The sequence below is a fragment of the Rhizobium sp. WSM4643 genome, assembly GCF_025152745.1.
GTDB lineage: Bacteria > Pseudomonadota > Alphaproteobacteria > Rhizobiales > Rhizobiaceae > Rhizobium > Rhizobium leguminosarum_I.
In genome coordinates this window covers 4,455,027-4,466,554 of sequence record NZ_CP104040.1, presented here as the reverse complement: position 1 = coordinate 4,466,554, position 11,528 = coordinate 4,455,027, and the positions used below count along the sequence as shown (strand labels likewise).

9 protein-coding genes are annotated in these 11,528 nt (G+C 59.1%); 6 read left to right on the top strand and 3 right to left on the bottom strand.

Annotated elements, in window-relative coordinates; genetic code table 11:
* Positions 1-58: 58 nt before the first annotated feature.
* Genes mnmG through N1937_RS21940 form a run of 4 tightly spaced genes read left to right on the top strand, consistent with a single transcriptional unit; the run spans position 59 to position 4,303 of the window.
* The gene (gene mnmG / locus N1937_RS21955; RefSeq protein WP_260056965.1) at positions 59-1,945 is read left to right on the top strand and encodes a tRNA uridine-5-carboxymethylaminomethyl(34) synthesis enzyme MnmG; all 1,887 of its coding nucleotides are present in this window, start codon (positions 59-61) and stop codon (positions 1,943-1,945) included.
* 12 nt (positions 1,946-1,957) lie between these two features.
* Entirely contained in the window at positions 1,958-2,575 is a 618-nt protein-coding gene (locus tag N1937_RS21950) for a 16S rRNA (guanine(527)-N(7))-methyltransferase RsmG (protein ID WP_260056964.1), read from the top strand.
* Positions 2,576-2,594: 19 nt separating this feature from the next.
* Entirely contained in the window at positions 2,595-3,389 is a 795-nt protein-coding gene (locus tag N1937_RS21945; protein ID WP_017966014.1) for a ParA family protein, read from the top strand.
* A gap of 32 nt (positions 3,390-3,421) precedes the next feature.
* The gene (locus tag N1937_RS21940; RefSeq protein WP_260056963.1) at positions 3,422-4,303 is read left to right on the top strand and encodes a ParB/RepB/Spo0J family partition protein; all 882 of its coding nucleotides are present in this window, start codon (positions 3,422-3,424) and stop codon (positions 4,301-4,303) included.
* A 51-nt stretch (positions 4,304-4,354) separates the two neighbouring features.
* Here N1937_RS21940 and holA read toward each other — a convergent pair whose 3' ends face one another.
* From holA to leuS, 3 genes are read right to left on the bottom strand one after another with little or no spacing between them, the layout of a single operon-like run.
* A complete protein-coding gene (gene holA / locus N1937_RS21935) occupies positions 4,355-5,395 on the bottom strand; it encodes a DNA polymerase III subunit delta (RefSeq protein ID WP_260056962.1) in 1,041 nt (346 codons plus the stop codon).
* A 10-nt stretch (positions 5,396-5,405) separates the two neighbouring features.
* Positions 5,406-5,927 (bottom strand): LPS assembly lipoprotein LptE, encoded by a 522-nt coding sequence (gene lptE / locus N1937_RS21930; protein ID WP_017966017.1) that lies wholly within the window; start codon positions 5,925-5,927, stop codon positions 5,406-5,408.
* Entirely contained in the window at positions 5,917-8,547 is a 2,631-nt protein-coding gene (leuS, locus tag N1937_RS21925; protein WP_260056961.1) for a leucine--tRNA ligase, read from the bottom strand. Before leuS ends, lptE begins: the two co-directional genes overlap by 11 nt.
* 199 nt (positions 8,548-8,746) lie before the next feature.
* On the opposite strand from leuS, the gene N1937_RS21920 reads away from it, so the two are divergent.
* Complete coding sequence (locus tag N1937_RS21920) at positions 8,747-9,406, top strand: YggS family pyridoxal phosphate-dependent enzyme (RefSeq protein ID WP_170260840.1); 660 nt, start codon at positions 8,747-8,749, stop codon at positions 9,404-9,406.
* Between the two features lie 82 nt (positions 9,407-9,488).
* Positions 9,489-11,399 (top strand): propionyl-CoA synthetase, encoded by a 1,911-nt coding sequence (locus N1937_RS21915; RefSeq protein WP_162114963.1) that lies wholly within the window; start codon positions 9,489-9,491, stop codon positions 11,397-11,399.
* The last annotated feature ends 129 nt before the right edge of the window (positions 11,400-11,528 follow it).

Here is an 11,528-nt window from a genome sequence, read left to right as displayed (position 1 = left end):
CCTGGGCGCCAGCTTGCGCTGGTTTCACGTGAAACGTCTGCCGGATGTGGAGTCTTGAATGACGAATGATGCCTTCGATGTGATTGTGATAGGTGGCGGCCATGCAGGCTCGGAGGCTGCCAGCGCAGCTGCGCGCCTCGGGGCGAAAACCGCACTGATTACGCATAGACGAGACACGATTGGCGTCATGTCATGTAATCCGGCAATCGGTGGGCTTGGCAAGGGCCATCTGGTTCGGGAGATCGACGCGATGGACGGCCTGATGGGTCGTATTGCCGACGTCGCGGGCATTCAGTTCAGGATGCTGAACAAGAAGAAGGGCGCGGCGGTCCGCGGTCCGCGGACGCAGGCCGATCGAAAGCTTTATCGCCTGGCAATGCTGGCGGCGATCGAAGCAACGCCAGGCCTGGATATCATCGAAGGCGATGCATTTGATCTGGATGTTGTCGATGGCCAGGTCGCCGGCGTGATTATGAAGGATGGTCGAACCCTGAAAGCGCCGTCGGTGGTTTTGACCACTGGAACCTTTCTGCGGGGCCTTATTCATATCGGTTCGGAAAAGACACCAGCCGGGCGTGTTGGCGAAGCGCCGTCAATCGGATTGTCTGCGACCCTCGCCCGCCTGGGATTGCGGTTGGGACGTCTGAAGACCGGAACACCCGCCCGACTGGATGGAAAGACGATCGACTGGCAATCCATCGGCCGACAAGGGGCTGACGCGGAGCTTGTTCCCTTCTCTTTCATGACCGACGCGATTACCACGCCACAGATCGAATGCGGGTTCACCAGGACGACGGAAGCGACCCATCGCATCATTGTCGACAATATTATGCGCTCGGCAATGTATTCCGGGCAGATCGAAGGCGTCGGGCCTCGTTATTGTCCGTCTATCGAAGACAAGCTAGTGAAATTCGGAGAGCGGGATGGACATCAGGTCTTTCTCGAGCCCGAGGGACTGGACGATGACACGGTCTATCCGAACGGGATTTCGACCTCCTTGCCGGCGGAGGTGCAGTCAGACTTCATCAAAACGATTCCGGGGCTTGAAGTGGCAAGAATTCTGCAACCGGGCTATGCGATCGAATATGATCATGTCGATCCGAGGGAGCTGACGCCATCGTTGGAGGTCAAACGGTTGAGGGGCCTGTTTCTCGCCGGTCAGATCAATGGGACCACCGGATATGAAGAAGCAGCCGCCCAAGGCCTGGCAGCCGGGCTGAATGCTGCGTTGCGAAGCAGCGATTCGGAACGGTTTCATTTTAGCCGAACAAGCTCCTATATCGGTGTCATGATTGACGATCTCACCTCGCGTGGCGTTACGGAACCGTATCGAATGTTTACATCCCGTGCGGAATATCGACTGACGTTACGGGCTGACAATGCCGATATGCGCTTGACGCCCTTGGCCATGCGGCTTGGATGCGTGAGCGGCGAGCGCGTACAGCGATTCACGTGCTATCAGGCAGAAATCGAAAATGGCCGAGCGCTGCTGCGGTCGCTGGCGGTTACGCCGAACGAGGCCCGCCGTGCTGGCTTGAATATTAATCTCGATGGGCAGCGCCGAACTGCCTATGATTTGTTGTCCTATCCGAATTACGATCTGGCCGCGCTCCGGCATGTTTGGCCGGAGGCGCTTGACGCGATCCGGCCGAAAGTCGCGGAAGCGTTGGAAATCGAGGCCGGGTATTCGGTTTATCTGGATCGGCAAGCCGCGGGGATTGCCGATCAGCAGCGCGACGAAGACCGGCAGATACCGCTAGATTTCAATTATGACGTACTCTCCGGTCTTTCGAACGAACTCAAGGCAAAACTCAGCGCTGCTCGACCTTTCAGCATCGCCCAGGCCGCAATTGTTGAAGGGATGACGCCCGCAGCAATCGCATTGCTGCTTGTGCACTTGCGTCGCCTACCCGCCCCCGCCATAGCGCCTGATTACAAGATTTGAGAGTCTTTCGGAATGGAATTAAACGGTTTGCGTGTTTCACGTGAAACACAGGAACGGCTGCAACACTTTGCCGCGCTGTTTCAGAAGTGGGCGAAAGCAATTAATCTGGTGGCGCCGTCGACACTCGATGACCTTTGGCACCGGCACATCGCCGATAGCAGCCAAATCTTTCAGATTCATCCGCAGCCTGTTACCTGGGTTGACCTCGGTAGCGGAGGTGGCTTTCCCGGCGTTATTACCGCAATTCTTCTGGCCGAGCTGCAAGGTGGATGGGTCCATCTGGTCGAAAGCAGCCATAAGAAGGCAGCGTTTCTGCGCACGGCGCTGCGGGAGACAAATGCGCGCGGCAGCGTGCATAGCATTCGAATCGAAGATGCTTATCCGGTGGTTGGCGAATGCGGTGCGATTTCAGCGCGTGCGCTTACCGATCTTGATGGGCTCATCGGATATTCGGCCCCTTGGATGCTTGGCAAGGAATATTGTCGTGGCTTTTTTCATAAAGGCCGGGATTACCGGAAGGAAATCGTCAAAGCACGTGGTCGGTGGGAATTCGATCTGGTAGAACATAAGAGCGCCGTCGGGCAGGAATCTGTTATTTTAGAAGTATCAAATCTCCGGCGCTTGGTTTAACAGATCGGATATTGCGGCAATGGCTGGCGAACGACATCGGATTATCACCATCGCAAATCAGAAGGGTGGCGTTGGCAAGACGACCACAGCAATCAATCTGGCAACAGCGCTTGCTGCCATTGGCGAGCGCGTCTTGATCGTCGATCTCGACCCGCAGGGTAATGCCAGCACCGGCCTTGGTATCGATCGTCGTGATCGCAAACTCTCCTCCTACGATCTGATGGTTGGAGATCGGGGCATCCCCGAAGTGACTCTCGAGACGGCGGTTCCGAATCTCTTTATCGTCCCGTCGACGATGGATTTGCTTGGCATCGAGATGGAGATCTCGCAGCAAAGCGATCGGGTCTTCAAATTGCGGAAAGCCTTGTCTTCGCCCGAAGCCATGGCATTTTCCTATATTCTTCTGGACTGCCCACCGTCGTTCAATCTGCTGACGATGAATGCCATGGCGGCGGCGCATTCGGTTTTGGTGCCATTGCAATGTGAATTCTTTGCGCTGGAGGGATTGAGCCAGCTGCTTGAGACCGTCAGCCAGGTCCGGCGAACGGTTAATCCGCGTCTGGATATTCAAGGGATCGTCTTGACGATGTTCGATGCGCGCAACAATCTTGCCCAGCAGGTGGTCAATGACGTGCGCACGCATCTCGGAGAAAAGGTTTACCACACGTTGATTCCGCGCAACGTCCGGGTTTCCGAGGCGCCGTCCTACGGCAAGCCGGCTATTCTCTATGATTTGAAGTGCGCGGGCAGCCAAGCCTACCTGCAGCTGGCCTCCGAGGTCATCCAACGGGAGCGGCAAAGACTGGCCGCGTAATATCATTTTAGGGGTGTAGGTGAGTGTAGATCATGAATGACGATGTATCGAAGAGGCGATTGGGCCGCGGCCTTGCGGCGCTGATTGGTGAGATGGATCAGCCTGTCCCGGTGGAAGCCGAGCGGACTATCAGTGCCGACAGAATGATCCCGATCGAGTTCGTCAGCCGTAACCCTCGTAACCCTCGTCGTTTCTTCGATGACACAGAGCTCCACGATCTCGCAAGTTCGATTCGTCAACATGGTATCGTTCAGCCGATTGTTGTGCGGACGATGTCGCGGGATCGATATGAAATCATCGCCGGCGAGCGACGTTGGCGCGCAGCTCAGCTTGCCGGGCTGATCGAGATTCCTGTCATTGTCCGTGATGTGGATGACAAGACGGCGCTGGAAATCGCCATTGTCGAAAACGTGCAGCGCGCGGATCTCAATGCCCTCGAAGAGGCGTTGGGTTATGAGCAGCTTATTGCGGAATATGGTTACACTCAGAACGACCTTGGGGAAATCATTGGTAAAAGCCGCAGCCACGTTGCCAATTCCTTGCGCTTGCTGAAGCTGCCGGATCCGGTTCGCGATCTGCTTGCCGCCGGCAGCCTATCGGCCGGGCACGCGCGCGCATTGGTTTCGACATCTGACCCAGCAGGTCTTGCCCGTACGATTGTTGCCAAGGGCATGTCGGTGCGTGATGCGGAAAAGCTCGCACAAAACAATATCAAGGCCCAATCGGAACCACAGCAGCCGGCCTTGCGGCGAGATCAGAAGGATTCCGACACGCTGGCGCTGGAACGGACACTTTCCGATGCACTCGGCCTTGATGTTGCGATCAATCACAAATCAAGCGGCGGTCAGATCAAAATTTCCTATAAGTCACTGGAGCAGCTCGAGGAAGTCTGCCGCTTGCTCGAGAGGCGTTAAAGCGTCGTGCGTCCCTATAGGTACACAAAGGACGCTCTCACTCTTTGCTAGTCAGGCGGATTTCCGGCCGGATTGAAGGGTGGTGGATAGGAGCGTTTGCATTGCAACGCTGTCCTCCAGCACTTGTCGCCGCCTGCTTTGCAAAATAGCTGCCTGCAGCCGGTTGGATTCTCGAGCGATGCTTTCGGCGGTCCATTGTCGCAGCGCCTGTTCGATGATCGGCTTGCGGCGGAAATGCAAATGCCGCCCCATCGTCTGCATGATTTGAGGCGGCTGCAGCCGTCTTTCATCCATTTCGGCGCGCATCGAATCCAGAAGCTGGAATTGTTTCAGGCATGCCTGCAGAACCAGAAAGATCGCGGTTTTCGAGCTGCTGATCTTTTGCATAGCATGTAGAAATGCACTGAGATCACCGCCGAGAATGGCGTCGACGGCATCGTCGACCGAAATGGCGCTGGCGTCGCCGATTATTTCGGTAACGTGATGTTCTTCGACCGTATCGAAGCCGCGGCAGTAAAGCGCGAGCTTGCGTACCTCGTTTCGCGAAGCGATCCGATCGCCACCGATCAACGCGATCAGCGCCTGGCGCGCGGCCGGCGTAATGCCGAGCTTCTCTGCGCCGAGCTCCGTATCGATCAAGGCATTCAAGGCGCGGCTGTCGTCGGCGTAGGAGGGGATCGTCATGACAGATCGCGCGGCTTCCGCGGTCTTGCGCAGCGGCGAGCCCTTCTTCAGGTCGCCGGCCTCGACGATCAGATAGGCGGCTTCGAGTGGTTTTTCGGCCAGCAGTGCCAGGGACTCGACCAGGTATTTCTCGTTGGCGGCGCCGCGGATCCAGATCAGTTTCTCACCGCCGAACAAGCCGATCGACTGGACCTCGTCGACCAATCGCCCGGGATCCTTCTGCAGGTCGCCGACATCGAGTTTCGTCAGCGAGAAGGGATCATCGAGCGCGACACCGCTCTTGCCGGCGAGCAAGCCTGCTCGTTCGGAAACAAGGCCGCGATCCGGCCCGTAGATGACGAAAATACGATAGTTCCGTGCCGATTTCTGCAGGAAGGTCTCGAATTCGTGGGATTTTATCTCGGCCACATCTCCGCCCTCAGCGGCTGAGGGCAGCGGCTATATCGGCCCCGACGAATTCCGCTACCTGATCTGCCGCACGATTTTGGGCATCACGGATTGCGCGCTGCTTGGCGAATTCCTGGTCAGGGAAATCCACCAGCGCCGTGGTCGCGCGGCTGCCGGCCTTGATGACATGATTGTCGGTCGCCGCGCGTAGCGTGTAGGTGACGCTGACGGTCACACGACCGGCTCGCGACGTGTCGCCGGATTCCCTCAGCAACGTGTCGGCAACGGTCGAGGAGGCGTGCATTTCGACGAGATATTCCGGTTTTTCCGGCTCGCCGGCTCCACGTGACGATAGGAAAATCAAGTGGTTACGAACCTGTTGTTCGACGCGGCTACCTGCTGGGGAAAAGCCGACCGAGGAAAGCTTTTCAGTAACACCGGAACTCTCGGAGTAGAGCGGACGAACCTGGCAGGCGGAGAGAAATGCCGCGGAGGCAAGGATCATGGCGATGCCGGCATTGCGGGCCAGCTTGCAAGCGATATCAGACGACAATGTTTACAATCCTTTGGGGAACCACGATGATCTTTTTCGGTGCCTGTCCGTTCAAGGCGTTTTTCACCGCATCCAGATCCAGCACGGCGTCGGTTACGGCATTCTGATCTGCATCGCGAGAAATTGTCAATTCAGCGCGTTTCTTGCCATTGATCTGTACCGGCAGGACGACATCATTTTCGATAACGAGTGTTTCGTCGTACTGCGGCCAGCTTGCCCGGGCAAGCAGCCCTTCGTTGCCGAGTGCGGCCCAGCATTCCTCAGCCAGGTGCGGCGTCATCGGAGAGACGAGCTGAATCAGGATCTCTGCGGCATCGCGTACCGCTGCGCGATAGGTGGCATCACCCTCGCCTGCCGCAACCTTCGTCATCGGTGCGGCCAGCGCGTTGACGAGTTCATAAATTCGGGCAACGGCCTTGTTGAACCAGAGCTTGTCGTAGTCGTTCTGCACGGCCTTCAGCGTCTTGTGGGCAGCCTGCGAGATTGACAGCGCTTCCCCATCGGTTGCCGGCGCAGGTGCGACGGTAGAGAGCGCGTCCGCAGCTTCGGAAATCAGGCGCCACAGACGCTGGGTAAAGCGATGAGCACCTTCGACGCCCGCCTCGGACCAGATGACATCGCGCTCCGGCGGGGAGTCGGACAGAACGAAGAAACGGGCGGTATCGGCGCCGTAGGAGGCAATGATATCGTCAGGATCGACGACGTTCTTCTTCGATTTCGACATTTTCTCGATCGAGCCGATCGCGACTTCCTCGTTGTTCGTCAGCAGGAAAGCCCGGCGTTTGCCGTCGAGTTCGTCGATGCGGATATCGGCGGGTGCCACCCATTCGCGGCCGGCGCCGGCGCCGCGGCTATAGGTTTCGTGGACCACCATGCCTTGGGTGAAGAGACCCTTGAAAGGTTCGGTGGCGGCGACGTGACCGGTCTCGCGCATGGCGCGGGTGAAGAAGCGAGAATAGAGCAGGTGCAGGATCGCGTGCTCGATGCCGCCGATATACTGGTCGACCGGCAGCCAGCGGTTTGCCGCTTCCGGATCGGTCGGCTTGCCTTCCCAGGGCGCGGTGAAGCGGGTGAAATACCAGCTCGAATCGACGAAGGTATCCATTGTATCCGTCTCGCGGCGTGCATCCTTGCCGCAGTTCGGGCAAGAGACATGACGCCAGGTCGGATGACGGTCGAGCGGATTGCCGGGCTGGTCGAAAGCGACGTCGTCAGGCAGCTTGACCGGCAGGTCCACCTTCGGCACCGCCACGACACCGCAATCATCGCAATGGATGACCGGGATCGGGCAGCCCCAATAACGCTGGCGGGAAATACCCCAGTCGCGCAGACGGAAATTGACCTTGCGCTCGCCCTGCGGCGCATTGCCGAGCGAAGCGGCAGACAGTCGATCGGCGACGATATTGAAGGCTTCTTCCGTGGTCTTGCCGTCGAGGAAGCGTGAATTGATCATCACGCCATCGCCGTCATAAGCGGTGTCGCCGACGGAAAAGCTTGTTGCGTCGCCATCCCTCGGCATGACGACGGCCACGACCGGCAGGCCATATTTGCGGGCAAAATCAAGGTCACGCTGGTCGCCCGACGGGCAGCCGAAGATCGCGCCCGTGCCATAATCCATCAGGACGAAGTTGGCGATATAGACGGGCAGCTCCCAAGAGGGATCCAGCGGATGCCGGACGCGGATACCGGTATCCATGCCCTTCTTTTCGGCGGTCTCGAGCGCTGCGAGCGACGTGCCGGCGCGACGGCACTCCTCGCAGAAGGCGTCGATATCAGGGTTCTTCGCGGCGGCATCCTTCGCCAGCGGATGATCGGCGGCGATCGCCAGGAAAGAGGCGCCGAAGAGCGTGTCCGGCCGGGTCGTATAGACCGTGACTTCGCTCTCGCCGGCAGGTGCCGTTTCCGGCACGATCTCCCAGCGGATCGTCAGGCCCTCCGAACGGCCGATCCAGTTCTTCTGCATCAGGCGGACTTTTTCCGGCCACTGGTCGAGCGTATCCAGCGCGTCCAGCAGATCCTGGCTGAAGTCGGTGATCTTGAAGAACCATTGCGTCAATTCGCGCTGTTCGACGAGCGCACCGGAACGCCAGCCGCGTCCGTCGATTACCTGTTCGTTGGCGAGCACGGTATTATCGACAGGATCCCAGTTGACCTTGGACTGCTTGCGATAGACCAGGCCCTTCTCCAGGAAATCCACGAAGAGATGCTGCTGGTGCTGGTAATATTCGACGTCGCAGGTGGCGAATTCGCGGCTCCAGTCCAGCGAAAGCCCCATGGCCTTCAGCTGCGCCTTCATCGAGGCGATATTCTGGTAGGTCCAGGAGGCGGGGTGAACGCCACGCTCCATGGCGGCATTCTCCGCCGGCATGCCGAAGGCGTCCCAGCCCATTGGATGCAGCACGTTGTAGCCGCGGGCGCGCTTGTAACGGGCGACGACATCGCCCATGGCGTAATTGCGGACATGGCCCATATGGATGCGCCCCGACGGATAGGGGAACATTTCGAGGACGTAATATTTTTCGCGCGGATCGGCATTGTCGGTCTCGAAGACCTTGTCTTCATTCCATTTCTGCTGCCAGCGGGGCTCGGCGTCGCGCGGATTATAACGTTCGGTGGCCATGGTATTCGTATTTCCGGAAAATCAGGGGAGTTGGTCGAGACCTTCACCATGAAACCACTACAGCGTCAAGTTTTGCAGGTGCTGCAAGCGTCCGATCTTGATCGTGACCAGGCGATTTCGCCGAGACGGGACTTGGCAAGCATAGAATGGCTGGCTAGTTCATTCCAATCATTTCATCCAGATATGTTGAGGCAGAACGATGGAACTTCGAGAGCGATTGAACGACGTGCGGTCGCGGATTGCCGCCGCGGAACGCGAAGCAGGTCGTCCGGCGGGTTCCGTTCAGCTCGTCGCTGTCTCGAAGACCTTCGAGGCGGAGGCGATCCGACCGGCCATCGAAGCCGGGCAGCGTGTCTTCGGCGAAAACCGGGTGCAGGAAAGCCAGGGAAAGTGGCCGACGCTGAAAGCTGAGCGGCCCGATATCGAGCTGCATCTGATCGGACCGCTGCAATCGAACAAGGCGGCGGATGCCGTAGCGCTTTTCGACGTCATCGAGACGGTGGACCGGGAAAAGATCGCCCGCGCGCTTGCCGAGGAGATGAAGCGGCAAGGCAAGGTGCTGCGGCTTTACGTCCAGGTCAATACCGGGCTCGAACCGCAGAAGGCCGGCATCGCTCCGGAAGAGACGTCGGCCTTCGTCGCCTTCTGCCGCGACGAGCTTGGCCTTTCCATCGAAGGATTGATGTGCATTCCGCCGGCCGAGGAAAATCCCGGGCCGCATTTCGCTTTGCTGGCAAAGCTCGCGCTCAAATGCGGCGTCGAAAAGCTGTCCATGGGCATGTCGGGTGACTACGAGACGGCGGTCGCCTTCGGCGCCACAAGCGTCCGCGTCGGATCGGCGATTTTCGGCGCGCGCTGATACGCGGCTTTGGTCGGGCTTCCTGTCTCGCTTCACCCCGTCTAGATTTAAGATCGAGGTTGCATGTCCTGGGGAGGAGCAAATGCAGAACGGCTATCATCAGGCCTATGCGGCCTGGAAACGCGATCCCGAAGCCTTCTGGCGCGAAGCAGCCGTCGGCATCGACTGGTTCAAGCCGCCGGAGCGGATTTTTTCGCCCAGTGAGGGCGTCTATGGCCGCTGGTTCTCTGGAGCGGAAACCAATACATGCCACAATTGCGTGGACCGGCATGTGGCTGCCGGCCGCGGCGGCGAGACTGCGGTCATCTTCGACAGCGCAATGAACGGCGAGAAGCGCCGTTTCACCTATGATGAGGTGCTTTGCGAGGTGATGGCCATCGCAGCAGCGTTGGTCGAGCGCGGCATCGGCAAAGGCGATCGCGTCATCCTATATATGCCGATGGTGCCGCAGGCGGTCTTTTCCATGCTCGCCTGCGCCCGCATCGGTGCGGTTCACTCCGTCGTTTTCGGCGGGTTTGCCGCCAGCGAACTTGCGGCACGCATCGACGATTGCGGTGCGAAGCTGGTGATCACCGCGAGCTGCGGGCTCGAGCCTGGTCGCATCGTCGCCTACAAGCCCCTGGTCGATCAGGCAATCGAGATCGCGCGTTCGAAGCCGGAGTACTGCCTGGTGCTGCAGCGGCCGGAGCTTCGGGCAGATCTCGCCAGCGGCCGCGATCAGGATTTCGAGGTGGCGGTGGCGCAGCATCGTGGCGCCGAGATCGCCTGTGTCCCCGTCAAGGCGACCGATCCGCTCTACATCCTCTATACCTCGGGCACGACGGGCCAGCCGAAGGGCGTTGTGCGCGACAATGGCGGCCATATGGTCGCGCTCAACTGGTCGATGCGGAATATCTACGGCTTGAAGCCGGGCGAGGTCTTCTGGACGGCTTCGGATATCGGCTGGGTCGTCGGACATTCCTATATCGTCTATGCCCCGCTGCTATCAGGCGTAACCACTCTGATCTTTGAAGGGAAGCCAGTCGGCACTCCGGATGCGGGCACATTCTGGCGCATTGTTTCAGAGTATCGAGTGCGGGTGCTGTTCACGGCGCCGACGGCATTCCGCGCCATCCGGCGGGAGGACGGTGACGGTGAACTGATGCGCCAGTATCCCATGCCGGATCTACGGGCACTGTTTCTTGCCGGCGAGAGGGCGGATCCGGAGACGTTGAAATGGGCCGAGCGCATGCTTGGCATACCCGTCATCGATCATTGGTGGCAGACGGAGACCGGCTGGCCGATCGCGGCAAATCCGCTCGGCCTCGGCGTCCTTCCCATCAAGCACGGTTCGCCGGCGCTGCCGATGCCCGGCTATGATATTGCGGTGCTCGACGATGCCGGTCATCCGATCGAGGCGGGAACGCTCGGCAATATCGTCGTGAAGCTGCCCTTGCCGCCCGGCTGTCTACCGACTCTCTGGAACGCGGACGAGCGTTTCCGCTCGGCCTATCTCGATGAGTTTCCCGGCTACTACAAGACGGCCGACGCCGGTTATGTCGACGAAGACGGCTATCTCTTCATCATGTCGCGCACCGACGACATCATCAATTGCGCCGGTCATCGGCTCTCGACAGGGGCGATGGAGGAGGTCTGTGCGCGTCATCCCGATGTCGCCGAATGCGCTGTTATCGGCGTCATCGATGCGTTGAAGGGCCAGGCGCCCTGCGGTTTCCTGGTGCTGAAACGACATGTTTCCCGTGACGCGACGGCGATCGAATCGGAGGTCGTGGCGATGATTCGTGATTCGATCGGACCTGTCGCCGCCTTCAAGACGGCCATCACCGTTAACCGCTTGCCGAAGACGCGCTCCGGCAAAATCCTGCGCGGCACGATGCAGAAGATCGCCGACGGCATACCCTGGAAAATGCCTGCAACCATCGATGATCCAACGATTTTGGAGGAAATTGCCGAGGCGCTGCGCGGGCGTGGTTTAGGCTCCCTGCCGATGTGACGGCAGGTTACGCATGATGCGGTCGCCATTACCGGCCTGCTACCCAGTCGCTCTCGATCGCCAACAGTTCGGCGCAGAACATTCTCACCCTGTTCCGCAGCTAATTCGAAATAGGCCATCCGCAACAAA

What these genes read in the sequence shown, in the direction of transcription:
- N1937_RS21920 (WP_170260840.1), top strand. Translation starts at nt 8,747, where the DNA reads ATGGAACTTCGAGAGCGATTGAACGACGTGCGGTCGCGGATTGCCGCC.
- N1937_RS21915 (WP_162114963.1), top strand. Translation starts at nt 9,489, where the DNA reads ATGCAGAACGGCTATCATCAGGCCTATGCGGCCTGGAAACGCGATCCC.
- N1937_RS21945 (WP_017966014.1), top strand. Translation starts at nt 2,595, where the DNA reads ATGGCTGGCGAACGACATCGGATTATCACCATCGCAAATCAGAAGGGT.
- mnmG (WP_260056965.1), top strand. Translation starts at nt 59, where the DNA reads ATGACGAATGATGCCTTCGATGTGATTGTGATAGGTGGCGGCCATGCA.
- N1937_RS21950 (WP_260056964.1), top strand. Translation starts at nt 1,958, where the DNA reads ATGGAATTAAACGGTTTGCGTGTTTCACGTGAAACACAGGAACGGCTG.
- N1937_RS21940 (WP_260056963.1), top strand. Translation starts at nt 3,422, where the DNA reads ATGAATGACGATGTATCGAAGAGGCGATTGGGCCGCGGCCTTGCGGCG.
- leuS (WP_260056961.1), bottom strand. Translation starts at nt 8,547, where the DNA reads ATGGCCACCGAACGTTATAATCCGCGCGACGCCGAGCCCCGCTGGCAG.